20 protein-coding genes are annotated in these 26,146 nt (G+C 40.7%); 13 read left to right on the top strand and 7 right to left on the bottom strand.

What is annotated here, in order from left to right; all coding sequences use genetic code 11:
• Positions 1–154: 154 nt before the first annotated feature.
• From ACTWQL_RS08925 to ACTWQL_RS08915, 3 genes are read right to left on the bottom strand one after another with little or no spacing between them, the layout of a single operon-like run.
• Entirely contained in the window at positions 155–1,261 is a 1,107-nt protein-coding gene (locus ACTWQL_RS08925) for a GerAB/ArcD/ProY family transporter (protein WP_443142096.1), read from the bottom strand.
• A gap of 3 nt (positions 1,262–1,264) precedes the next feature.
• Positions 1,265–2,323, bottom strand: a complete 1,059-nt coding sequence (locus ACTWQL_RS08920; protein WP_443142095.1) for a Ger(x)C family spore germination protein — start codon at positions 2,321–2,323, stop codon at positions 1,265–1,267.
• Between the two features lie 29 nt (positions 2,324–2,352).
• Complete coding sequence (locus ACTWQL_RS08915) at positions 2,353–3,849, bottom strand: spore germination protein (RefSeq protein WP_443142094.1); 1,497 nt, start codon at positions 3,847–3,849, stop codon at positions 2,353–2,355.
• Positions 3,850–4,758: 909 nt separating this feature from the next.
• Here ACTWQL_RS08915 and ACTWQL_RS08910 point away from each other — a divergent pair.
• Entirely contained in the window at positions 4,759–5,196 is a 438-nt protein-coding gene (locus tag ACTWQL_RS08910; RefSeq protein WP_443142093.1) for a carboxymuconolactone decarboxylase family protein, read from the top strand.
• 308 nt (positions 5,197–5,504) lie between these two features.
• Positions 5,505–6,116 carry an NAD(P)H:quinone oxidoreductase gene (gene wrbA, locus ACTWQL_RS08905; protein ID WP_443142092.1) on the top strand — a complete coding sequence of 204 codons (612 nt, stop codon included), beginning with the start codon at positions 5,505–5,507 and terminating at the stop codon, positions 6,114–6,116.
• A gap of 360 nt (positions 6,117–6,476) precedes the next feature.
• Here the strand turns inward: wrbA and ACTWQL_RS08900 are convergent, their stop codons facing one another.
• A complete protein-coding gene (locus tag ACTWQL_RS08900) occupies positions 6,477–7,043 on the bottom strand; it encodes a TetR/AcrR family transcriptional regulator (RefSeq protein ID WP_443142091.1) in 567 nt (188 codons plus the stop codon).
• 172 nt (positions 7,044–7,215) lie between these two features.
• Between ACTWQL_RS08900 and ACTWQL_RS08895 the strand changes: the two genes are divergently transcribed.
• The 3 genes from ACTWQL_RS08895 to ACTWQL_RS08885 all read left to right on the top strand — a co-directional run bounded on the left by ACTWQL_RS08895 (position 7,216) and on the right by ACTWQL_RS08885 (position 12,234).
• Positions 7,216–9,273: an efflux RND transporter permease subunit gene (locus tag ACTWQL_RS08895; RefSeq protein ID WP_443142090.1), complete on the top strand. Its 2,058-nt coding sequence runs from the start codon at positions 7,216–7,218 to the stop codon at positions 9,271–9,273.
• Positions 9,274–9,275: 2 nt separating this feature from the next.
• Positions 9,276–11,078, top strand: a complete 1,803-nt coding sequence (locus ACTWQL_RS08890; RefSeq protein ID WP_443142089.1) for a YhgE/Pip domain-containing protein — start codon at positions 9,276–9,278, stop codon at positions 11,076–11,078.
• A gap of 340 nt (positions 11,079–11,418) precedes the next feature.
• Positions 11,419–12,234 (top strand): ZIP family metal transporter, encoded by an 816-nt coding sequence (locus tag ACTWQL_RS08885; protein ID WP_443142088.1) that lies wholly within the window; start codon positions 11,419–11,421, stop codon positions 12,232–12,234.
• Positions 12,235–12,290: 56 nt separating this feature from the next.
• Here ACTWQL_RS08885 and ACTWQL_RS08880 read toward each other — a convergent pair whose 3' ends face one another.
• Positions 12,291–13,157: a LysR family transcriptional regulator gene (locus ACTWQL_RS08880; protein ID WP_443142087.1), complete on the bottom strand. Its 867-nt coding sequence runs from the start codon at positions 13,155–13,157 to the stop codon at positions 12,291–12,293.
• Between the two features lie 142 nt (positions 13,158–13,299).
• Here ACTWQL_RS08880 and ACTWQL_RS08875 point away from each other — a divergent pair, with 142 nt between their 5' ends.
• Positions 13,300–13,914: a LysE family transporter gene (locus ACTWQL_RS08875; RefSeq protein ID WP_443142086.1), complete on the top strand. Its 615-nt coding sequence runs from the start codon at positions 13,300–13,302 to the stop codon at positions 13,912–13,914.
• An 80-nt stretch (positions 13,915–13,994) separates the two neighbouring features.
• Here ACTWQL_RS08875 and ACTWQL_RS08870 read toward each other — a convergent pair whose 3' ends face one another.
• On the bottom strand, positions 13,995–15,164 hold the full coding sequence (locus tag ACTWQL_RS08870; RefSeq protein ID WP_443142085.1) for a DUF4317 domain-containing protein: 1,170 nt from the start codon (positions 15,162–15,164) through the stop codon (positions 13,995–13,997).
• Between the two features lie 176 nt (positions 15,165–15,340).
• Between ACTWQL_RS08870 and ACTWQL_RS08865 the strand changes: the two genes are divergently transcribed.
• The 4 genes from ACTWQL_RS08865 (at position 15,341) to ACTWQL_RS08850 (ending at position 20,667) form a co-directional block, all read left to right on the top strand.
• On the top strand, positions 15,341–17,038 hold the full coding sequence (locus tag ACTWQL_RS08865; protein WP_443142084.1) for an SWIM zinc finger family protein: 1,698 nt from the start codon (positions 15,341–15,343) through the stop codon (positions 17,036–17,038).
• A gap of 777 nt (positions 17,039–17,815) precedes the next feature.
• The gene (locus ACTWQL_RS08860) at positions 17,816–18,775 is read left to right on the top strand and encodes a DUF3231 family protein (protein ID WP_443142083.1); all 960 of its coding nucleotides are present in this window, start codon (positions 17,816–17,818) and stop codon (positions 18,773–18,775) included.
• Positions 18,776–19,401: 626 nt separating this feature from the next.
• Positions 19,402–20,109, top strand: a complete 708-nt coding sequence (locus tag ACTWQL_RS08855; protein ID WP_443142082.1) for a YwaF family protein — start codon at positions 19,402–19,404, stop codon at positions 20,107–20,109.
• Between the two features lie 129 nt (positions 20,110–20,238).
• Complete coding sequence (locus tag ACTWQL_RS08850) at positions 20,239–20,667, top strand: DUF6526 family protein (RefSeq protein WP_443142081.1); 429 nt, start codon at positions 20,239–20,241, stop codon at positions 20,665–20,667.
• Between the two features lie 56 nt (positions 20,668–20,723).
• Here ACTWQL_RS08850 and ACTWQL_RS08845 read toward each other — a convergent pair whose 3' ends face one another.
• Positions 20,724–22,079 carry a sodium-dependent transporter gene (locus ACTWQL_RS08845; RefSeq protein WP_443142080.1) on the bottom strand — a complete coding sequence of 452 codons (1,356 nt, stop codon included), beginning with the start codon at positions 22,077–22,079 and terminating at the stop codon, positions 20,724–20,726.
• A gap of 333 nt (positions 22,080–22,412) precedes the next feature.
• Between ACTWQL_RS08845 and ACTWQL_RS08840 the strand changes: the two genes are divergently transcribed.
• The 3 genes from ACTWQL_RS08840 (at position 22,413) to ACTWQL_RS08830 (ending at position 26,050) form a co-directional block, all read left to right on the top strand.
• Positions 22,413–23,339, top strand: coding sequence for an ABC transporter ATP-binding protein (locus tag ACTWQL_RS08840; protein ID WP_443142079.1), 927 nt, complete (start codon positions 22,413–22,415; stop codon positions 23,337–23,339).
• Entirely contained in the window at positions 23,336–24,427 is a 1,092-nt protein-coding gene (locus ACTWQL_RS08835) for an ABC transporter permease (RefSeq protein ID WP_443142078.1), read from the top strand. The genes ACTWQL_RS08840 and ACTWQL_RS08835 overlap by 4 nt, the downstream gene beginning before the upstream one ends.
• A 165-nt stretch (positions 24,428–24,592) precedes the next feature.
• On the top strand, positions 24,593–26,050 hold the full coding sequence (locus tag ACTWQL_RS08830; RefSeq protein WP_443142077.1) for a protein adenylyltransferase SelO: 1,458 nt from the start codon (positions 24,593–24,595) through the stop codon (positions 26,048–26,050).
• Positions 26,051–26,146: the final 96 nt, after the last annotated feature.

Below are 26,146 nucleotides of genomic sequence, written 5' to 3'. Positions count from 1 at the left end.
ATAAAGACCCTTGGCAGTCGGCAGAAACGTGTTACATGAGAGGTGCAAACAAGTAAATATCAAAGCAAAACGCACTGATTCATCATTTCAAGACGAATTCAAAGTGCGTTTTTTGTTGTTTTATCAATACTAACCTGAATTATTATTTCTTAATTCAATTTGAATCCACATCAGAGCTTTTGAATTTGCTTTTACGTATGGAAAAAATGATAAATAAAAGTGGTATGTAGCTATATATGAAATAGAAACCTATCTCTGAGGCGAATTTTCCTAGTGCATCTACTTTCAAACGGTCATCAATCAAGATACTGCTAAGCAATATTAATGACATGATCGTATATAATGATTTCCTTGGTTTAATTTTCGTTATTTTCTTTAGAATCCTCGTACAACACCAGATAGGAATACAGACGGCAGGAAGTATAACCAAAAGCCAGGTAAAGATAAAAATAAATTCAAACCGCATGATAAAAGGCATTTCAACAATCTTAGTCATTACCAATGTCGGCCATAATGTATGCTTAAGTTGACCTTGGCTAAAATAAACGAAGGTTAACAATGTAACCAAAAGATATAGGAAAGTTGTATAAGCTAATGCTCCGTGTGCCCATTTTGCAGATTTAGAAGGATACTTAATAAACGGGAAGTAAATCAACAAGGTCTCAAATCCAATATATATCAGGGAAGATGCTTTTGAGGATTGGGCTATTTCAAGGATTGAATGGTTAAAAACCGGCATTAGGTTTCTAAAATTAGCATATTGTAAAGGAAAATATAACGTTAGCAGAAGAAGAGAAGGTAAAACCACTCCCAGGAAGCTTATTCCCGTTAATGTTCGGAATCCTCCGGTAATGATGTAAATGATTAGACATACTAACCCTATGCTAAGCTCCCAGGTTTTGATCATTGGGAATACCCATACATGTATAGCTTCTATATAAGTACGAAATACGGTAAGAGCCAAAAGAAAAAAGTATCCAATAACAATAACCGATAAAAAATTCCCGATTTTATCACCAAACGAAATTTGGTGGATTTTTAACAAGTCTTTTGTGGGGTTACTAACCATTTTTAGTATCATCCATAATATAATATGAAGGCTTAGACCTGTGATAATAACCGAGATCCATGCATCATGCCCAGCATTTTCAAAAATCGTATTCTGAAAGCTCAGAAGACCAATTCCTGTTTGAGATGAGTGAATCAAAAAGAAGACAAAAAAAGTAGATACTAAATATTTTTCATTATTTTTTTGCTCCATTATCTACCCACTCCCGAGAAAGTTCATCTTTGTTTCAATTTCAAATTCTAAATTTGGGTATTGATCATTAAACCTATCTTGCGTCCAATCCCGCTTTTCACTTCTAACTAAATCTCCAAATCCCATTGGATCTACTTGTTCCTCTTTAAACTCTTCCAATAACTTTTCAATTTTTGTGGTTAATTCTTTTTCGATCATTGTAGATAATTTATCTACCTCTTCCTTTTTGGTAAGATCAAGGGACCCTGGGTAATCTTTAATAAGAGCAAACAAATCAAGTGTAATTTTCACCTTTGGCTCTTGACGAGTATTTTTAAGGTAGATTTTTCGTTTTCCATACATAATTTTTAAAGAGATTTTCTCTTTCTGTTCGCTGATGAATTCATAAGTACCACTCATATTTTTGTCTTTAATGATCTTAAAGAGGAACGTTTCTCTATCCTGCAGGCGCATCGCCAATTTGTCACCCTTAAAAATTCCTAAACCATCAACCATTATCTTTTCAGATTCATCAATGATTAAGAACGGTAAGTAAACATCTTGTCCAGTACCAAAATATTGATTTAATGCTGTATGAAGGTTCGTTTGCGGCGTATTCCCATATGTTATATTTTGTTCAATTACATCAGAGAGATAAAAAGGTGGTAATGTCATAGTAAGATTAAGGACTTCAGCAGCATCCTGCTCGGATATTGCCATTTTTGCATTGCTTGCTATGATTGGATCTCTGACAAGCGTACCAATTAAATCTTTAATGCTTTCTTTTGCAAAAGATTCACCCATTAATATTGTTCTTGTTTTTCCAATTTCAACAGGGTGTGGTACTTGTTGTGTAAACCTCGTAAATATTCCATTTGCAGTTTCGGATTCTGCTGTAAGAAGCTTTACTTGTGCCTCTGTTGGTATATCATAATGAACAGAGTAAGCGGCGCTCCCTTTTATTTTGTCACCTTCAAGATCATAGCCTAATGATTCAATCAGTTTTAAATCCTCGACTATTTTGTTTCTTGAACATCCTGTAATTAACAACAGGATGCATAGGATTTTTAAAAATTTCATCATGGCCCACAACCTCTTGAAAGAGAAATAAGTTATTCGTTATTATAGTCATCCTCGATGTCTTTATGCTTTTTGACATTGTACCTAAGCAACTTTAGAGGTCTAAGGAAGGTATAGCGTTTACCCGTGACGCTTAAGGAAGACCGAATAAAACTATCGTTTAAATCTTTGTACCTGAATGGGTATACAGGTGCCAAATAGGGTGTGCCAAGAGATTTCAACCTTATTAGATGGCACATGATAAAAGTAAGACCCAGGGTTACCCCAAAACCTCCCCATATTGCAGCTAAGAGAATAAGTGGGAATCTTAATGTCCGAATCGTATTAGTCATCTTGAAAGTAGGAGTAGTAAAAGAAGCAAGTGCTGAAAGAGCTACGATGATTAATAATATATTACTTGTTAGTGCAGCTTGGACAGCAGCTTGACCAATTACAATACCTCCGACAATTCCCAAAGTTTGGCCTACTTTTGTCGGAAGTCTGGCTCCTGCCTCTCTCAAGAGTTCTATTGCAATTTCTAAAAATAAAGCTTCCAGTATAGGAGGGAACGGGACATTTGCCCTTGACATGATCAACGGCATTAACAGATCTTCCGGAATGATAGCATAATGATGTGTTAATACTGCGACATATATTGGTGTTGCCAAAATTGAAAAGAGGACACCTATAAATCGTATTAATCGAAAGAAAGACCCTACTGACCAAGGTGAGTAATAATCCTCTGGTGATATAAAAAAATTAAATATACTTGTAGGTCCTGCGATAACATAAGGTGAACCGTCACTAATAACGATTACTTGTCCACTTAAAAGCATAAAGGTTGTACGATCCAAACGTTCTGTAGACATGAATAGTGGAAAAGGTGTATTTGAGTTATCAGTAATAATCTCATCTAGAACTGCACTATCGAATATAACATCCATATCTAAATCCTCAATACGTTGTCTCATGGTTTGAATGTGCTGTGGATTTGCAATTCCATCAATATATCCAATCATAACCCGAGTGTTTGAAAGAGATCCTTTAGTAAATTCTATAAAAACAAGATCGTCGGATGTAATTTTCCTTCTCAATAGTCTGAGGTTTGTATCAAGATCTTCGACAAAACCCACCTTTGGTCCGATTACACTATATTCATTTTCAGAATCATTAAAATCTCTATAACCTTTCGTTCCATTCGAAAGATTAACCAAAATACCTTTTTCGGGAGTTTTCGTTAAATGAATCAAAATGTAGCCTTTTGTAAGTTTGTTTATGAATGCTTTAGCATCGGAAGTGATTTCTCGATCTTCTATAGGTATGATATTCATCAAATCCGAAAGCTCTTCAAATTCCTTCTCTTCAGATTGAATATATGGAAGGAGATGATGTTGCATTTTCTTTTCATCAATAAGGCTCTTATAATAGGAAAAATATATGGGTGATCCATTGACGCTAGTAGTGGAAAATTGGTAGAAATCATCGGATTTAGAAACCTTATCAATCAAATCGTGTATTGAATTGTTTTTTTGTTTTTTGAAATTCCACAAGGAACCATCACCTCCCCATATGAAAACAATAAAGTATTATTCTTGGCTAGTTTACGTAATTTCTGGTGTTTTTATTTATTGTGTTCAATGAATACTCAAGCTGAATTGGACACATGAAAAGGGATTTGAAAAACATAGTGAAAAAACGTAAACGTCACATATACAATAAAATACACTCTTTTGGCGAATGATCATTTTGTAAATCAATCCCACCTGAGGGCTTTTCTGCTGACACTTACCTATTAGCAAGTTAATAATGGATATGGAAAATAGAAAAAACAAATCATAAATTTTAGCAATAAAGTTATTACAACAAAAAGAATATGTAGGGTTCAGCTATGATGACATATCTAAATAACTAGGCGTAACCAAGGCAAGTATTCATTATCATTTTGAAAAGAAGGAGGATTTAGGGATTGCCAGAACCGAACGAATTGACAAAAAGCTTGAATACTTTTTGTTATCAATTGAAAATTCATCGGTATCAGCAGAATAGAAGTTAAACACAATTCATTCAACAACAGGCTAGAAGGTTCGAGTGTATCAGTAAATTCGAACTTTCAATTCTCAAAGAAATTGTTGCAGAGGTGAAAAATGAAAAAAGCATAAATGATTTTGATGATATACAATCAGTGGCGGTATATTATCTAGCATCAAGGGAGACCAGTTTAACCGTTTCTTTTAAACCATAAAAACGGTTTATTTTATAAATGAATCTTACTTTCTAGTAAGTAAACCGAATATTTAATTTTACGTCGTTTTCAAGGTCCTTATAAGCAACTTGAATTTATCCCAATTTACCTTTAAAAGAAAATATCTGGTTTTACTTAATGAAACAAAAGTGAATAACTAAAAATCATCCTCGTTGGGATAGAATAGAGTTATATAAAAACAAAGGAGTACTGCCTTATGAGTCAAAGAATTGCCTACTATGATGTTGCCCCCGAGGCTATGAAAATTATGAAGGATATGGAGAAGTATACTAAATTAACGGGGATAGAACGTAAACTCCGTGAACTTATTAAAATTCGTGCTTCTCAAATTAACGGTTGTGCATTCTGTATCAACATGCATACATCCGACGCTCGAAAAATGGGCGAAACTGAACAACGTTTATATTGTATTAGTGCTTGGAGAGAGTGTACATTTTACAGAGATGCAGAAAAAGTAGCTTTAGAGTTGACTGAACATGTGACATTGATTCCGAATAAGCGTGTACCAGATGAATTATATAATCGGATACGGAAACACTTCAGTGAAAAAGAATATGTGGACCTTGTACTAATTATCAATCAAATCAATAGTTGGAATAGAATTTCTATTGCAATGGGGAATACAGCGACTTAAAAAAATAATTATTCTCAACGAACATCTTATGGGTGGTGTTAGAATTTTACTTCGCCTGCGATATACACTTGCCTGTTAGTAAGTTAATGATCTGGAAGACAGAAAAAACAAATCGTAGTTCATGCAATGAAGTTAACAAAAAAAGATTTGTTAGGTTCAGCAGAAGAGAAATTGCTGAAGGGTTTGTATGTACTGAAGTTTGTTCAACCGGGTGATTCTTATAGGATATGCAAAACTAAAATCAGAAGGTGTAAAATATGGGATTTTTAGAAAGAATATTTGGGAAATCAACAAAGGAGATGGATAATATGCCAAAGGTCAAATTAGCAGTAATCTTTTATAGCATGGGTGGAACAAACTTTCAATTGGCAAAATGGGCTGAAGAAGGAGCAAGAGAAGCGGGTGCAGATGTAAAAGTATTAAAAGTAGAAGAATTAGCACCAGAATCAATTATCGAGAGAAATGAAGCATGGAAGGCAACTGTAGAAGCCACAAAAGATGTACCAGTGGCAATATCTGATGACATCGAATGGGCAGATGCTATTATATTCAGTGTTCCTACACGTTTTGGAAATGTACCGTCACAAATGAAGCAATTCCTTGATATTCAAGGTGGCCTTTGGGCGAACGGTAAGACAATTAACAAGGTTGTAAGCGCGATGACCTCTGCACAAAATGCACACGGCGGCCAGGAAGCTACATTGTTATCATTATATACTTCTATGATGCACTGGGGGGCTATTATTGCCGCACCTGGATACACGGATCCAGTACTGTTTGGAGCAGGTGGAAATCCATATGGAACAAGCGTGACAGTCGATCAAAATGGTAAAATGGTCGATGATGTTGAGGGAGCTGTAAAACATCAAGCTAAACGTACAGTTACAGTTGCTGAATGGGTTAAAAATGGAAACCGATGATTGAACTTATATAGGCAGCGCCAATCATACGATTGGTGTTTTTTAGATCCATTTAACAGATAAATAAGGGGGGGAAGGTATCATGACTAAACATCAGATTTATACAATGGGTGTCGCAAGAGACTGTCCCCATTATATTTCGAAAGCAGAGAAAAAAGGGTGCATAATTGGTCAATCAGAAATGACTGGCTGACTTTATAATACGAAGGGGGCTTTAATCAGATAAAAGAATTAGGCTTAGAGGAGATTTTCCTCTAAGCCTTTTTGGATGTGAAGCAAACGATATGATTTGGTCCGTGTTTTTGCATTTTGCACCTTACAAGTGAACCCACTAAGTTGGCAGCCAGAGGTTTTCGTGGCCTATCGTAAATCCGATAAGCCTTTGTTGATGAAATTGTTGAGAATCTCGGCCATTTCTTTGGGTGTTTTATTCATTCCGTTTTCCAGCCACTTCTTGATCACATGAATGCTTCCACTCACAAAAAAGATGGTGATGTATTCAAAGGTTTCTTCGTCAACCTTATTTTCAATCATCAGGTTTTTGAATATGAATTGCTTTGTGATCATCATTCCCTTCTTTTGAAAGTGGATATCGCTGTTCTCACTCAAAAGGGTTTGGCATATCTCGTTTTTCTCCGCAATATACTCAAAGAGCTTTTCTGTCATCTGGTAGGCTTCTTCTTCTTTTGAAAAATTGTACTCATTAAATGTCGCCACCATATCCTCGATAAACGCTTCTTCGATGGATTCAAGCAGGTCGTATTGATCTGCATAATGAGCATAGAATGTAGACCGGTTGATGTCAGCAAGCTCACAAAGTTCTTTAATCGTAATACTGGAAATCTGTTTTTTCTTCAATAATGCCATCAGACTATCCTTCAAAACCATCCGTGTATATTTTTTCCGCCGATCCAATTTATCAGTCAATCGTTATCGATCCTTTCTACCGTTTTCATAAAAAGTTCAAGAAGTTATCCAACAAAGTATGGATTTGTGTCGTGAAACTGACGTAATCAACACAACTGTCTGTTGAATAACCAACACTGTGTTTAATATAATGATAAAGTGAAAATGCGTGAAACACAAGAGAGGTTCAAAAATGTCAAATATAGCAGCACGGATCATAAAACATAAGAAAGCAGTTGTCATTGCATTTGTTACGATTGCGGTCATCTCGTCGGTGGCGCAGTTTTTTGTTTCGGTCAATTATAATATGGTAGATTACTTGCCAGAAGATGCCGAATCGACGCAGGCGATGGCGATCATGGAAGAGGAGTTTACCGGTTCAGTTCCGGATACGAGAGTCATGTTGACGGATGTATCGATACCGGAAGCACTTGAATATAAAGAAAAGCTCTCAGCCATAGACGGTGTTTCAGATGTCATATGGCTGGATGATGTCGTCGATTTGAAGACGCCACTAGAGATGGCAGACGACGACACGGTAGAAAACTACTACAAAGATGGCAATGCCCTGTTATCAATCAGTGTCAACTCAGGGGATGAAGTGAAAGTGACCGATGCCATCTATAACCTGATTGGCGAAGATGGAGCGATTGCTGGGGAGGCCATCAATACGGCAAGTTCTCAAAAGATGGCGGGACAGGAATCAATGAACGCGGCGCTCTTATTAGTTCCTATGATCATTCTGATTCTGGTCATCTCGACGACTTCGTGGGCAGAGCCGTTGTTTTTCCTGACAGCGATCGGGGTTTCGGTCCTGATCAATTTAGGAACCAACATCTTCATCGGAGAGGTATCCTTTGTTACGCAGTCGGTTGCGCCGATTTTACAACTGGCCGTTTCACTCGATTATGCAGTGTTCCTGCTACATAGCTTTTCTGATTTTCGGAAGACCACCGACAGTCCAGAAGAAGCGATGCAGCTTGCGATGAAAAAGTCATTCCCGGCGATAACAGCAAGTGCCGCAACAACGTTTTTCGGGTTCATCGCGCTTACATTCATGAAGTTTGAAATTGGCTCTGATCTTGGGTTGAACCTGGTGAAGGGGATTCTCCTGAGTTTCATCAGTGTCATGGTCTTCTTGCCTGCGTTAACCCTCTTATTTTATAAATGGATGGATAAAACAAAGCATAAGAGCTTCGTTCCCGACTTCACCGGTTTTGGGAAAAAAGTGATCAAACTGAAAGTTCCAAGCTTGCTTTTTGTTTTTGCCATCCTCGTTCCTGCCTTTTTGGCTCAAAGCAACACAGCCTTTACGTATGGTTTTGGAGAAATGCCGGAAAATACGCGGTCGGGAAGTGATGCTGTATCGGTAGAAGAAGCTTTTGGGGAAACGACACCGATCGTTCTCTTAGTCCCTAAAGGAGATATGGCGAAAGAGAAGGAGCTTGTTGAAAATTTAGAAGGGCTCGACTATGTGACAAGTGTGATTGCGTACGTAAATATGGTGGGCGAGGCAATCCCGCCCGAATATCTCGATGAATCGGTCAGGGATGAATTTTACTCTGAAAACTACAGTCGTATCGTGATCAATACGAATCGAGGGACAGAAGGGGATATTCCTTTTTCGATTGTTGAAAAAGTTGAACATTTGGCTGCGGATTATTATGGCGATCAGGCTCACACACTGGGAGAAAGCGTTACGCTGTACGATATCAAAAATACCGTATCAAAGGACAATATCGTGGTGAACGTGTTGACGGTTGTGACGATTGCACTCGTACTGCTGATCACGTTCAAATCAATTTCTATGCCGGTGGTCCTGCTCTTGACGATCCAATCTTCTGTCTGGATCAACTTGTCGATTCCATATTTTACAGATACGCCGCTCGTGTTTGTTGGCTATCTGATCATCAGTACGGTTCAGCTTGCTGCAACGGTGGATTATGGGATTCTTTTTACAGAATCGTACCAGCACTGTCGCAAAGAAATGCCTGCTCGAAAAGCCACCGTGAAAACGTTGGATGAAAAGACATTCTCGATTTCCATTTCAGCAGCGATTTTATCCAGTGTCGGCTTCATTTTATGGATCACGTCTTCCAATCCGATAGTTGGCGCCATCGGACTATTGATGGGCAGAGGGGCGTTGCTGGCCTTTGTGATGGTCGTTCTGTTCCTGCCGGCGATGCTCGTTGTATTCGATAAAGCCATAAAGAAAACGACATATAAAACAAACTATTATGAGGAGAAATGATGATGAGATTAAAACAAATACTCTATATTGCGCTCGCCTTCATGATCGTCTTGCCTTCATTTCTTAATGGTACGGCTGCTGTGGCCGAAGCTGTAAAAACAGAAGGCAAAGTCAATTCGAAGGAAGAAGTGGTCTATGCAACGTTAACCGCCAATGGAGAGCTCGATAACATCTATGTCGTGAATACGATGGATGTGGCACGGGCTGGAGAAATCCTCGATCATGGGAAGTACAGCACCGTCAAGAATCTGACAGATTTATCAGAACTCGATCAAGAGGGGCAGACCGTCCGTTTGGATGCTCCAGAAGGTAAGTTCTATTATCAAGGAAACATGGATCAAGATACAGAAATTCCGTGGGATGTGAAGGTTTCTTATAAGTTGGATGGACGTGAAGTGGACACATCGGAGCTTGCAGGACAAAACGGCCATATCGAAATCAGCATCGATACGAAAGCGAATAAAGCTGTTGATCCCGTATTCTATGAAAACTACTTGTTGCAAGTTTCATTGAAGCTGCCGAATACCTATCAGAACATTGAAGCACCAGACGGAATGATTGCAAATGCCGGGAAAAATAAGCAGATTACGTTCACCGTCATGCCTGGAAAAGAAGAAAAACTCAGCGTAGAGGCGGATGTGAAGGACTTCGAATTCCAGGGAGTAGAGATCGCAGCTGTCCCATCGACTCTTCCAATCGATACATCGAAAATGGATACGATGACTGATGACATGTCGAAGTTATCCGATGCAATTGGAAAATTGAATGTCGGTGTTGCGGATCTTGTCGATGGTGTAGCCGAATTGAACAACGGAGCAGGCAGCCTTCGTGACGGTTCGGCAAAATATAAAAATGGCATGAACGAGCTGGATGGTTCATCTGCAAAACTTGTTGGATCCTCCAGTTCGATTGGAGACGCACTTAAAGAGATCAATAAAGCCCTTCCAGCGGATACCGGTGAAATGGATCTCTCGGGTCTGAAACAATTGCCGGACGGACTTCGACAATTGGCAGATGGACTGACGAAAGCAGCAAATGGTCTATCAACCTTACAAGAAAATTACTCAAAAGCCTATGATGCGTTGGATGGTACAATTGTTGAAATCCCTGCTGAACAGGTGACAAAGGAAGAAATCGCGGAATTGTATGCGAGCGGGGCCGATCCAGAAGTTGTTGATAAACTGGTCGATTCCTATAAAGCTTCCCAAAAAGTGAAAGGGACCTATTCCAATGTAAAAGGAGGCTTTGACGCTGTAGAGCCGACCCTGAACGAGGTCAGCGGTTCTGTGCGAGAGATGAGTGAGCAATTGAATTCGATCGCTGATGATCTGTCTGCTTCTCTTGAGGGGATGGATCTCAGCGGGCTTAGTGAATTGCAAAAAGGGTTAGCCACATTTTCTTCTAACTACAATGAGTTCCACTCCGGATTAGTGAGTTATACAAATGGGGTCAGTGAATTATCCAATTCATATGGCAAGCTGCATTCCGGAATCGTGGACTTGACAGGTGGAACAGGTGAATTAGAGGACGGCGTCGGCGAACTTCATAACGGAACAGAAGAATTGCATCAAGAAACGAAAGACTTGCCGGAAGGGATGCAAAAGGAAATCAACAAGATGATCTCAGAATATGATAAATCCGATTTCAACGCAGTATCATTCGTGTCATCCAAGAATGAGAAAGTCTCTTCCGTCCAATTCGTCATCAAAACCGAAAGCATCGAAAAACCAGAAAAAGAAAAGAAGAAAAAAGAACCCGAAGAAGAAAAAGGGTTCTGGGACAAATTGATGGCATTGTTTGAATAATGGGGACGGTTCTCGTGCTTCCTGAGCACGAGAACCGTTTTTTTTTTAGCTCAAAGTTTGATTGAATTTTAATCTGAGAAAAAAGAAGAACCCAAAGAAGAGAAAGGGTTCTGGGATAGATTAATGGCGTTGTCTGAATAAAGAAGGGGACATTAGTCTTAGAGATAGTGTTAAGTAGGGAGCATGAAAATGGCCCTGCTTCTTTAATGTATGATTGATAAACGATGATGAATTTTAATACTACCCTTTACATCTTTACAATCAATGTTCAAAATCGTTATTAGTGGCTATAAACCTGTAAACTTGATATAGTTTGTTCAAATATATTGGAGTGAAGAAGATGGTTGAGTTTTTTTCTACATTAAGTCCTTTTATGCAAGCTTTAATAGGGACTTTATTTACATGGGGGATGACAGCCTTAGGTGCTGCGTTGGTGTTTACAACCAGAACGATGAACCAAAAGTTGATGGATGGAATGCTTGGATTTGCAGGTGGCGTAATGATTGCAGCGAGCTTCTGGTCTTTACTATCCCCTGCGATTGATATGGCAGAGGAAAGTGCGTTGCCAGCCTGGGTCCCGGCCGCAATCGGGTTCATGCTTGGGAGTGTTTTTCTTTGGGGAGTCGATAAGGTGATTCCACACTTGCATCCCAACGCGAATATTGAGGAAGCTGAAGGCTTTCATCCTGATCGGAGAAGACGAAGCACACTATTAATTCTTGCGATCACTCTGCATAATATCCCAGAAGGCCTTGCCATTGGGGTGGCATTCGGTGCTGTTGCGGCTGGCTTTCCATCAGCCTCCTTAGCTGCCGCCGTGACGTTGGCGATCGGAATCGGTATTCAAAACTTTCCGGAAGGCACTGCAGTTTCTATGCCATTACGGAGAGAAGGGATGTCCCGAAGAAGGAGTTTTATGTACGGACAGTTTTCAGGGATGGTAGAGCCGATCTCTGCAATCATCGGCGTCCTTGCAGTAACGTTAATCGAACCCATTCTGCCGTTTGCTTTAAGCTTTGCTGCAGGCGCAATGATCTTTGTCGTAGCAGAGGAAGTCATCCCAGGGTCACAAGAAAATGGAAATAAGGATCTCGCATCCATGTGTTTGATGATCGGTTTTACCGTCATGATGGTTCTAGATGTTGCACTTGGATGATGGATGGGGACGGTTCTCGTGCTTCCTGAGCATGAGGACCGTCTTTTTTTATGAAGCTAGTAATTCCGTTTAATCCAGTGGATAAAATGTTGGAAATTTTTATCGTCTTTTTTGTAATGGGGATATGCGACTACAGTGGGACGTACTAAATGACCGTTTGCAATGTCCAATACTGTCAGGCTGCCACTTGACTTCTCATGTAAAACTGTACGTTCTGGAAGCATAGAAATCCCAAGGTTCTCTTTTACCATCTCTTTAACGGCACTAAGACTATCCAATTCCATGATCACATTTGGGAAAACGTCTTGCTTGGCTAAATAAAGATCCATTTGTTGCCTGAAAGGGGCTGAATCATTTCCGAAAGTGATCACCTCTTGGGACCCCCAATTTTCAAATCCGGGAAACCCATCTGCCCACTCATGCTCAGGTGAGGTCACCAAAACAATGCGGTCTTCTGGCAAAAACTCTTGTTGCAAGTCAGGATGATACACCTCTGCACCTAAAAAAGCGATATCGGCGGATCCTGATAAAACGGCTGATACACATTCGTTGAATGATGTTGATCGGGCATAGCATTTAAAATGTGGATTAACCTTTCGATAGTGACTGATCAATCGTGGTAATTCATAAGCGGCAAGTGCCTTTCCAGCCACCAGCGTCAGCGTCTGCTCATTCTCTTTTGAATCCTTGTAAGCTCTTATTTTCTCAACAACATCTATTGCGACAGGTAATAGGCGTTTTCCTTCTGCGGTCAACGTGACTCCAACCGATGCTCGAGTGAACAGAGGACTGCCAACAGATTTCTCTAGCTGTTTCAAACGGTTTGTTGCGGTCGATTGAGCCAAAAACATGGCATTTGCGGCTTTATTAATCGAGCCATGACGGGCAATTTGTAAAAACAACTCCAAGCTTACAGTGTCCATAGAGCGATCTCCTCCTCGTTATCCAAAAATCGGATAACATGCTATCCATATTCTATAACAAGATCTTCTCGATTTGAACTACACTTGAATGGATGTATGAATGATTCGTGGCGTGAAGATTACAATGGGGGAGATGACCAAAATGGACTATATGAAGATACTTGGTGTAATTGTAATGATCCATATCCTTACGATGAGTATACCTGGAATCAATTTTGTCGCCGTTACACAAACCTCGATCCGTTTCTCTAAAAGTAAGGGAATTGCAACAGCATTAGGAATTGCCACAGGCGCACTGATCTGGTCAAGTGCTGCAGCATTTGGCGTAGGCTTCCTTTTTGAAAAATATGAATGGACGTATAATTTCATAAGATGGCTGGGAGGGGCGTATATCCTCTATATTGGGGCTAAATTTTGGCTGAGCAAAGAACATCAGATCAAAAGCATCGATGAAAAAATCCAGTCGACAAATTTTTTCCGATCTTTCCTGTTCGGCTTAGTAACCAATCTATCAAATCCTAAATCTGTTCTCTTTTTTGGTAGTATCTTCACGACCGTATTGCCTCCTGGAATTGAACAATGGGTTCGTGTTGGAGCAGTCATTGCTATATTCTTGAATGTTGTTTGGTGGCATACAGCACTTGCTTTACTATTTTCGAGAAAGGTGATACAGAACGTCTATTTACGAAACAAAACGTTGATGAATAGATTAGCAGGTTCATTGTTTATTATTTTCGGAATACAGCTGTTTTTGTGATTGGGGACGGTTCTGCTGCTTCCGAAGCAGCAGAACCGTCCCCAGGCTTCCTTCGAAGCAGGAGAACCGTACCTATGCTTCTACTCCCCAAAAGCTTCTGGAAGCATCTTGAATCCTTCGATTTCTGCATCTTCTTCAATTTCGATCATGATGCAGCGTTTCCCTTTGTAATTGACCTGTCTAACGTATTCGAGGTCTTGTGGGCTGATGGAAATGTTCGCGACTTTTGTTTGGATTTTGATTGACTTTGATTTGTATTTCGGTACGACGCTGCTAGCTTTCAGTTCATGGGACTCGTTATCGGTGATTCTCTCGAAAGCGGCTTTTACTTTTTCAGAATCGACTTGTTCACCGCCACTTTGGTTCAAGACACGCTCCACGTTCTTGTAATCGAGCTTCGGTTCTTCATCTTCCTCGTTTTCTTCGACCATCGTATTAATTTCACGATAGACGTTCGCAAGGGTAGAGGGGGTAAGCTGGTCACCCATGACATCCCTCATCACTTCCTCAAACACTTCTTTATCCTCTTTCGCTGTAATCGTATGTTCACTGTTCAAGACTTCTTCTATGAATCTATGATCAGGTTCATTCGCTTTCCCAGAAGCGTATAAAACATGGTTCACATCTGATGCACCATTGGAGAAACAAGGGAAAAGAAATCCGGTCATCGGGGTGGCAAGGTCAATTACCGAGTCGACATCGATGTTGTATTTGAACTGCTTCTCGACATAGTCGAATACCAACTCTTTTTTCGACTCCTGTGTCTTGTTGATGCTGCAAAGGATGAAGGGGTGGGAGTAAACCGCGTCCCGTTCACTTTCCTCGGCTTCTTCATTCCGCTTTTTCATCGGCTTCAAATATTCCGCTTTAATGAAGGTGATGACGACATCCTTTTCATACGGATGGTCTTTGATCATTTTTTCAGTCATTTGAAGCATTTGATCCTTCCAATCCTCGACTTCGCTGCTCAGCAACCCTTTATGTAAAATGAGCTGACTGCTATTGTCTGCCTCGCGCTTGAATTTCAGTTCGAATAACTTTTCATCTATCTGTCCTGTGAGCAGCTTCTTGAAATTATGGATGAAAAGCTCCTGCTGATCCGTGTCCAGCATTTCAAAAGGTTGGCTCTGATGATGGTAAATATCTGTTGTTTCTTTCATGATATATACGTTAAAAATATCAGAGATCTTCAATAAATCATTATCCGCTTTCAATTGTCTGCGGAGACCCGCTATGTCTTTTTTATTCATCAATCGTACACTCCTATGCTGCATGTGTTGTGAGTTTCATAAAGAACGATTCTTCTATTTTAACATAGGGGTTGTGGTTAGATGGATGCAGATGTTGTTTGGGTCGCTAAGCTTGTTTCACAGCCGATTTTTTATGTTAAAATCAATCTAACAATCACTTGAAGGGACCCTGGACTATGAAACTCTCAAATTTTGAAGATTATATCGATGAAATTATTTTAGAACGTGGACTGAAGTATTTTGAAGGGGACCATATCGAAAGGATTCAAGAGATTGATGACAATCGTTATGTCATAGAGATTGTCGGTACTGACTTTTATAAAGTAGGTATTTCTCTGAATGAAGAAGAGGAGGTCATCAGTACTTTTTGCAGCTGTCCTTTTGATTTTGGACCGGTTTGTAAACATGAAGCAGCCGCCTTGTATGGGTTAAGAGAAATAAGGGAAAACAATCCTGCACCTAAGACTAAAAAGAAAGCTAAGCCTAAGGCTGAACCGAAGTCCAATAAAGAGCCGGACTTGAAATCGACACTCTCCAACCTTAAAAAAGATCAGTTGGTACAAGTGCTGATGGATCTTGCTGACGACCAGCCTGAACTTGAAAAGAAGCTGTTGTTCGAATTTGCTCCAGCAGAGGACGAAATCGCGCAAAGTAAAAAGCTGATAAGAGAATTCATCAATAAGGCGAAACACCGTGGTTTCATTCATTGGAACGATGCCGGCTATGCGCTTCAAGGAGCTAATGCAACACTCGACAAAGCTAATAAAAGGAAAGAATCAGGAGACACGGAAAGTGCAGTGATGCTGAGCTTGACGGTGCTCTCAATTACGATTGATATGCTTCAATATACAGATGATTCAAGCGGGGATGTAGGATACTGTATCCATGAAAGTAAAGAGATCATGGAGGATGCGATTGCTAAAGGAATCGATGAACTATCCGATAAGGAACAAACGAAACTTTTCAATACGCTCTTAAAGGCCGCACTCCAGAAACGGTATGATGGATGGTCAGATGAACGTGTCAGCTTATTAGGAAATTGCATCTATTTTGCCAGAGACCCTAAACGGCGGGAAAAACTTGAAAAGCAGTTGGATAGTCTTCTCCAACAATCTTCCGGTGATTCCTGGAGTTCAAATCATTTAAGCGAACAAGTGAAGCTAATGCAGTTAAGTTTAATCGAGCAATTTGACGGTGCCGATGCTGCCTATGCATTCATTACTGATAATTTCGAGTACCCCAAGCTAAGGGAAAGAGCGATCCTCCATCATTTAGAGGAAGAAAATTATCATCAAGTAATCGAACTTTGTAAAGAAGGTGAAAGTAGAGATTCCTTTTTTCGAGGGCTTGTTTTGAGATGGCAAAAATACCGTTTGGCGGCCTATGAAAAGTTAGGCGACACACCAAAAGTAAAGGAACTGACACGGAAGTTTGTACTCGGTGGGGAGTTCAACTATTACCTTGATTTGAAGAAGTGGTATCAAGCTGATGAGTTTGAACAGGTTCTAGAGGAGATCCTCGCAGCTTTTGAAAAAGAGCGGCACCCATCACAAACCTACGTAGACATCCTGAAAGAAGAGAAACTGTATGATAAGCTTCTTCACTACACAAAACAAAGACCGTGGGAAATCCAAACGCTCTACCCATACTTGATCGATGATTACTTTGAAGAAGTGAACGACATCTATCAACACTTCATCAAAACGGAAGCCGAACAAGCGACTGAACGGAAAAAATACAGGAAAGTCTGCAAGCTTATCAAACCATATAAAAAAGTCTTTGGCGAAACCAATACACGCAAGTTGATCAACGAGCTGGAACAGAAGTATCAAAGGCGACCTGCCTTCATGGAGGAGCTGGAGAAAATCAAATAATCATTTACCCCCCATCGGAAATTTCCTAACGGGTTCACTTGTGAGGTGCAAAACGCAAAAACACAGACCAAATCACAAGCTAAATCACATAACATTCGTTTAATGATTCACAGTATAATTCACACTAAAAGGCTTAGAGGAGAATCTCCTCTAAGCCCATTTCATTATATTACTTATTCCATTAAAGCCCCCGATTATTGAATACCTACTATTAGCTTGTTTTGTTGAAAAGTAGATACTTTGCAATTATTTTAATTCACTCCTAAGCAAATATACAAAATCAGGAGTTTTAGCTCGCCCATTTGGTATCACATAAGAGAGGGTAGGCTCCCAAGGCTCAACTTCTTTCATCTTAGTTGCCACACTGTCCTCTATAATTTACCGACGTTGCCAAAAAATCTATTTCACCCATATTTTCAGAAATACTACTTTTACTCTCGGTGTAAGTATCTATTTATATGTCACGAAAGATTTTATGGTTGCCCTATTTTTATTAGGTTTTATGATCATAGTAGCCAGGGTGGAACGTCTCCGCCAGTGGGGACTTGATCCCGCCATAAAACTGTTCGCCATCTACAAAATAACTCACTTTCCCCATTAAAGGAAGTTAGCTTTAGATATTCACCTCAATATTTTTGAATCATTATATTACCAACATCAGTTTGGTCGGATATATAAAATGTTGTTCATATTCGAAAGGAAGAATTACTGATTCATGAATAATCAAGAATTTTTTTGACACACTAAAAAAGAAATTGGATCTTTAGGTGGGATAAAATGAACGTAAATGAATTAGGTTTCCTTTGGTACTTACAATCAAGTTCAAACATGATCAATTTATTATTAAAATATCTTAGTGAAACTTCTGAGGATACTGATTTAAGGAATATTTTAAATGAAATATATGAAATCTCTACATATCAAGAACAAGAGGCTACTCAATTATTGTCTGAGGAAGGTTATAAAGATACACCGTTCTTCAGGGAAGATGATATATATAGTTCATCAATAAAGCTATTTTCAGACCAATTAATTCTAGAAATTTTAAAGCATATAACGGGTAATGGATTGCGAGCACTTGCTGCTCAATATGTTGAATTAACAGATTATAAAGTAAAAAGTTTTTATAAAAAACTACTTATTGATGTAATTCAATTAGATTTATCTTTATTAAAATTGCTTAATGATAAAGATTTATTACAAAATAATTCGTTCTCTTATAAAAAAGCAGATGAAAGGGATAGGAAACTATTCAAAGTTGCATCAACTCAGCAACGGCCACTTAATGCGGTAGAATTGGCAAATATGTTCAGTGCCCTTCAATGTAACAATGTTGGAATTGCTCTTTGTACCGGTTTTTCTGAAGTCGTAGAGGATAGGGACACAAAGAAATTTATACTAGAAGGGAAAAAGTTAGCATTTTATCAATCAGCCTCTTTATCTGATATCTATAGAGAAAATGGAATTCCAACTACAACTGGACTAGAGGCTCACGTTATTAAAGTAAAGGAATCACCTTTTTCAGATAAATTAATGGCAAATTTAATAATGTTCCTTAATCCAGTAAGTATAACAAATCTACAAAGTGCAGTGGTATCCAGTTATAAAAAGGATCACATAGATTCTTTAAAGGAACTAATCAAGATGATTGAAAACTACTCAGAGAAAGGGCTGAAGTTATTAATAAGGAAAAATTGGTTTAATGAACCACCTGTATCTAATTGGTCACATAAATAGAAACGTGGCAGGTACTATTCAAGAAATGGAAACTTCTCGGTAATACACGAATTCCATAAGCGACACCCACCGCGTCATGCCCCCAAAGTGAGCAGACGTCCAGCAAAGATCAAAGATGGATATTTGGAAATGGTTAAAAATTAGCAGCGTAAGAAATCATTTGTATTTTTTTCAAGCTAAAAAAGCATTATGGCTAAAACCCCTTCTATCGCATTCAGACAAGTCGCTCTAATAAAAGAATTAAAAAAGTTCTCAGATTACGGCTGATTATACTTATGAGTTTTCACGGAGAAATTGCCAATGCAAAAATATGCAAACTATCAGTGGTTGAATATTCGGATTTATTGTTGGAAAAATCTTGAATAAAATATCTTAAAAAACCATCACATTATTTTAAAGGATGGTTTTTTATATTGAATTTGCGTAAAATGGTATGTGAATTCATATGTTATTTAGCCACAAAAGTTTAGGGTAGTGTTGATATAACAATAGAAAACGAACTGTGAATTTCATTGTGAAATCCAGTGCGCTTCGCTTTGATATTTACTTGTTTGCACCTCTGAAGTTTTCCTATCCAGACGGAATAGACTATTTGTAACAACCATAAGAAGGATAGGGGTGGCATCATGTTTTCGGTTACCGAAATGCGTACATTCGAGTTGTTCTCTGTTCCGCATATCGCCGTGCTCTTGATGTTTGTGGCTGTATCCTTTTTCATGGTTCATTCCAGGGTCAAACTGAAACCTCACCAGTCGATCATCAAATGGATTTTGCTATGTATATTGGTAATCAGTGAAATCAGTGGCCATATATGGCTGGTTGCAACGGATCAATGGGAGTACGGCAGCATCCCGTTACACCTCTGCTCGATCAGTATCTTCATCGCAATCTATTTATTCTTCAAGCCTAGCAAAAGAGCATTCAACTTTCTATTCTTCACAGGTCTGATTCCGCCGATATTAAGCATAATAACACCAGAAGTATTTTATCAGTTTCCTCATTACCGTTTCCTTAAATATTTCCTTCATCATTCCGCCATCACATGGGCTGTGTTGTTTTTCATTGTATTTCAGGGGTATCGCGTACCAAGGAAAGCAATATGGACCGGCTTCATTACACTTAATGTAATTGCAATTCCTATTTTCTTCATCAATATTCTTCTTGGCACCAATTTCTTCTACTTAGCAAATCCTACAGAATCCCAAACCATTCTCTCTTTTTTCGGATCAGGCGTCATGTATTACATTAATCTTGAAATTGCAGCACTTGTCGTATTATTCATCTCGTATCTTCCGATGGAGTGGTTGTTGAAACGTGAGAAGGGCAGTGGCTGACGATAAAAAAGAAGGTTCTTTTGCTTCGTAATGAAGCATGAGAACCGTCCCCAATTCCCCCCAGTTCTAAAAGAACGAAAACAACGGTATACTTTTTAAGTACAAGCTAGATTAAAATAGGAGGTCAAAATGAACCAGCAAAACTATAAGAATCATAGAATGATTGATCCCTTGTACCATAGAGGAATCGGAATTCTCACTCTTGTTACACTGATTTTATCGCTCATCTTCATTGTCCAAAACCTCGGGAGCCAGATGCTGCTCAGCCTTGTCATCTTATCGATGCTCATTACAATCATTTTGATTGTTATAAAGCTAAGACTATATGTACTCAAACTCCAAGATCGAAGCATCCGAAACGAGGAGAACTTCCGCTATTATCGTATGACTGGGAATCTATTGGACTCAAAGCTCACCCATAAGCAAGTCATTGCGCTTCGGTTTGCTTCGGATGAAGAATATCCAGGTCTTGTGGCACGGGCACAGTCTGAGAACCTCTCACCAGATGAAATCAAAAAGGCAGTGCAAAATTGGCGTGCCGACCATCACCGTGTATAAGGAAATAAAAAGACGGTTCTTTTGCTTCGTTAGGAAGCAAGAGAACCGTCCCCAATTTAAATGATCCCTGTTGAATACAATAGCACAAGCGCAACGAGAACCGGAGAGATGAATCGTAAGGAGAAGATCCAAAGTTTACCCCAAACGCTGCCTTCACCAAATCCTCCAATTTCAAGCGATTTCTGTTTGCCAAGTGCCCATCCTGTAAACAGAGCGATACATAATCCACCTAATGGCAGAAGGATGTAAGAGGCTAAGAAGTCGACCGCATCGAAGAATACTTTACCAAAAATCGTGAATTCGCCCCATGCACCCAATGAAAGGGATGAAGGAATTCCGAATAAGAAAATGATCGTTCCAAGGATCCATGTTGCCTTTTTACGGGTCCATTCGAATTTCCGCATGAAGTATGCAACTGGAACTTCCAAAATCGAAATGGCGGAAGTCAGTGCTGCTACAGAAATCAGTAAGAAGAACAATACCGCAAAGAACTGACCGAATGGCATCAACTCAAACACAGCCGGAAGCGTGATGAAGATCAGTCCAGGTCCTGCCGCTGGATCCATCCCGAAGGCGAATACAGCTGGGAAGATCGCTAACCCCGCTAATAAAGCGAAGCCAGTATCCGCAATACTTACTCCCGTTGCCGCCGTAGGAAGGTTTACATTTTTCGGAACATAACTTCCATACGTGATCATCGTTCCCATACCCAAGCTTAAGGAGAAGAAGGCATGCCCTAAAGCGACGAGAACGGCCTCTCCACTCAGCGCTGAGAAATCTGGCGAGAAAAGAAATGCAATCCCTTCTCCTGCACCAGGAAGTGTGACTGAACGGATGACTAGGATGACTAAGAGAACACCCAGGGTAGGCATCAAGATTTTATTCCATTTCTCGATCCCTTCTTTAATTCCTCTCACAACGACAATGATGACGATCGCCATAAATAAAGTCTGCCATAATAGCGGACTCAGTGCGTTTCCGATGAATCCACCGAAATGATCTGCCATCTGTTCACCAGGAACAGCGAGAAGGTCTCCACTCATCGCTTTCGTCGTGTACGATAACGCCCAGCCTGCAACGACGCCATAGAACGATAGGATCAAGAATGCTGCCATGACCCCGAAAAGCCCTGTGACGAACCATGGCTTTCCAGGCGTCAGCTCCTGGAAGGAACCGACCGCATCCTTCTGCGTCTTCCGTCCAACTGCAAATTCGGCGAGCATGACGGGTACTCCGATCAAGGCGATACAAATCAAATAAACAATTATAAAGGCTGATCCACCATACTCCCCTGTAATGTAAGGGAACTTCCAAATGTTACCCAAGCCGATTGCAGAACCCATTGCTGCCAGCATGAACCCTGTACGCGATTTCCACTGCTCACGCGCTTGTTGCTCTAACCCTTGACTCATTTGACAATCCTCCTTTTTCTCTCTTCCTTAAATGTCAGAAAAATAACAAAATTTCTTCATTTATGGAAATAATATTATACAAGCACACAGACTATTCCTGCTTTAGAGGAAAAAAATAGTCGAAATTTGCGAGATGGACATCATCGCAGGACTATTGGGGACGGTTCTCGTGCTTCCTTTTTATTTTACCAAGACCGAATGTGTTGAAAGATAGGGGAAAATGGACGAAATTTGCGAGCGAGCCAACATCGCGTATAATGGAAATATCATCCTGAAAAGTCTATAAGGGTTTATTTTTTTACATATAACAATACAGCAGTAGGGGGGTTCCTTATGCAAATTGAAACTATGGTAGATGTAAAAGGTCTTGTGAAACGCTATGGCTCTTTTGTTGCGGTGAATGGGGTGGCATTTCAGGTTCATAAAGGAGAAGTTTTTGGTTTGCTTGGACCGAATGGGGCTGGGAAGACGACAACGATCGAAATGCTGGTTGGGCTGAGAAAGCCTGATGAAGGAACGGCGACACTAGCAGGCTATGATGTTCGAAAACAAGTGAATCAAGTCAAAGAAGTGATCGGTGTACAGCTCCAGTCCACCTCTTTATTTGAACTATTAAAAGTAGAAGAGATTCTGCACTTATATGCGAGCTTTTACCCAACTCATATGGATATCCCGCAATTGATCAGCGATATGCTTTTAACGGAAAAGCAGAATGATAGAATCAAAAGCCTCTCCGGGGGACAAAAGCAACGGTTGGCGATTGCGTTAGCCCTGATTCATGATCCGGAAATTGTTTTTCTTGATGAGCCCACAACTGGACTCGATCCGCAAGCTAGAAGAACGTTATGGGATATCGTTTTGCGTTTGAAGGAGCGGGGGAAAACGGTCATCCTCTCTACACATTATATGGATGAAGCCCATGTGCTCTGCGACCGGATCGGCATCATGGATCAGGGGGAATTGATTGCGCTCGACACACCTACCAATCTCGTGAAAAAATTGCAGTCAACGAGCACCGTCGAATTCCGGTTGACCAATCCTCCTGAGAAAAAGTGGTTCATGGAAATGGATGGCGTCGAAGAAGTATCCATCAAGGATACCTTTGTACAGCTCTATACGGACGACCTTCAGCTCGCGTTAACATCCTTAATCCAGGTATCTTCAGAACACAATTTGAATATTGAGGATCTGCAAACGCGGACTGCGACATTGGAAGATGTCTTCATACATATGACAGGAAGGAGCCTCAGAGAATCATGAGAGCATACTGGCAGTTAACGTTAGCGCAACTCCGTATTTTTGCCCGAAATAAGCAAGTCTTGTTCTTCACGTTACTCTTTCCGGTCATTTTGATGCTCGCCCTTGGTTCTTTTGTCGGTGGCGGAAATTCACTGTCTTTGACCGCTGGAATCGTTGACCTCGATCAAACGGATGGATCGAAAACGTTGAAAGAGTTGTTCGACACCAACGAAGGCATTGAGACCACTTCCTTTGAAAAAGTTCAAGCCGGAAAAGAAGCTGTCGAAAATGGGGATATCCAGCTGCTCATTGAAATCCCGAAAGGCTATGAAGCAAGCTTGAAGGAGAAGAATCAAGCCTTCTCGCTCCCAGTCTATTACAATGAGAAAAACCTTTCCGCCTCTGAGCTAGGGTTGACGGTCGTGAACGGGATCATTGATCAATATAGTAAAAAACTTGTCGACTATCAGCCTTTAGTGACCATTGAAAGGGTCGGACTCGAAGCACTTAACATCCGATACATCGATTTCCTAGTACCAGGGATCGTTGCGATGATGATCATGAACAACAACATGAATGGCGTCGCAGGGCAAATTTCAGCCTGGCGTGAACGTGGCATTTTACGAAGAATGCAGGGGACGAGATTGAAAGCCTCTACTTTTATCGCAGCCCAGATCACCGCGCGCCTACTCTTGAACGGGACGCAAGCCTTGCTCGTCGTTTTGATCGCAGACCTCATCTTCAATATCAATGTGGTCGGGTCATGGCTGGCGGTCATCTTTTTCATCACACTGGGAACACTCGCCTTCATGGCAGTCGGATTCATTATCGCAGGCATTGCGAAAAACCCGGAAAGTGCCGGTCCGATTGCTGGGTTTGCTTCTTTTCCGATGCTGTTCCTTGGGGGCGTATTCTTCCCGATCAGCAACATGCCCGACTGGATCCAACCGATCGTCAAAATCCTGCCGATCGCACATCTAAGCTCCGCATTACGGGAAACGATGAACATCGGAACCCCGATTTTCCAGCTAGGGATAGAAACCCTGATCCTAGGCGCATGGCTCATCGGAGGATTCGCACTCGCAAGCTACGTGTTCAAGTGGGAATAAGTTGGGGACGGTTCTCGTGCTTCCTGATCAAAGCACCCTTCTCCTTTTTCATTTTATGGATCCGAATGTGTTAGAGTAAGTGAAAACGGTAAAAGGAATACTATAGGACGAATATTCAAGTAAAGATTCGGGATAGATAAGACAAAAAAGAAGGAGAGATTGGTCATGGCAAAACAAGGCTGGAACCTGGACAATAGCTATGCACGCCTGCCAGAAGATCTATACTCAAAGATCGAACCATCACCTGTACGCGATCCAGAATTGGTCAAACTCAATGAATCATTAGCGGAAGAACTTGGGCTGAATGTTGAAGATCTTAAAAGTGAAGAGGGGGTAGCGGTCCTTGCTGGGAACGAAGCTCCTGAAGGCTCACAGCCGATTGCGCAAGCCTATGCAGGGCACCAATTCGGGAATTTTACAATGTTAGGTGACGGCCGGGCGATGTTGTATGGCGAGCAGATCACGCCTGATGGTGATCGTGTTGATATTCAGTTAAAAGGTTCAGGCAGAACACCATACTCCCGGGGGGGAGACGGTCGAGCTGCACTTGGACCGATGCTGCGCGAATATATCATCAGTGAAGCGATGCATGCGCTAGGGATTCCAAGCACCCGAAGTCTTGCCGTTGTGACAACCGGGGAACCGATCATCCGTGAAAAACAACTGCCTGGCGCCATCCTTACGCGCGTGGCGTCCAGTCATATTCGAGTTGGTACATTTCAATATGTGAGAGGAAGAGGAAACGAAGAAGACCTTCGGGCGCTCGCTGATTATACAATCGACCGCCATTACCCGTATCTAAAAGATAAAGGTGAGGATCGGTACCTGATCCTGTTGAAGGAAGTGATGAAGCGTCAGGCTGAATTGATCGCAAAATGGCAGCTCGTCGGCTTCATTCATGGGGTGATGAACACCGATAACATGGCGCTAAGCGGCGAGACGATCGACTATGGACCATGCGCGTTCATGGATACGTTCGATGCAGCAACTGTGTTCAGTTCAATCGATACCCAAGGTCGATATGCGTATCGTAATCAACCAGCGATCGGCGCATGGAATCTGGCACGGTTTGCAGAAACGCTACTGCCACTCCTTCACGAAGATCAGGATGAAGCAGTCAAACTTGCAGAAAAAGAGATCGGGAAATTTTCTGGTTTCTATAATGCCTATTGGATCTCTGGCATGCGAGGAAAACTCGGAATCTTCAACGAGGAAGCAGAGGATGAAACCTTATGTGAAGATCTTCTAAAACTCATGCAGGAACATAAAGCGGATTATACAAACACGTTCCGAGCATTGACGTTTGATAAGCTGGAGGATTCAGATCTGTATAAAACAGATGAATTCACCCAGTGGCAAAAACGCTGGCAGGAGAGACTTGAAAGACAGGAAGAATCGAAAGACCAGGCCCATCAACTAATGAAGGATAACAATCCAGCAGTCATTCCACGGAACCACCGAGTGGAAGAAGCACTGGAAGCAGCGGTCGAACGTGAAGACTACAACGTTATGGAGAAACTACTCGATGCATTATCAAATCCATACGCCCACACCCCAGAACAAGAAGAGTATTGCACATTACCGGAAACTGATAGGCCATATGTAACGTATTGTGGGACATGATGAATAAAAGTGGTTGCTGTTATTCTTATAAGAATAACTATATTGCCGCTGTAAAGGGTGATTAGTTTCCACCTCCTTCTTATTTATCAGGAATAC

It is taken from the genome of Pseudalkalibacillus sp. R45, assembly GCF_052246725.1.
Lineage (GTDB): Bacteria > Bacillota > Bacilli > Bacillales > Fictibacillaceae > Pseudalkalibacillus.
Note: the sequence above shows the minus strand (reverse complement) of the source record. Positions and strands in the feature narration are given on the sequence as shown.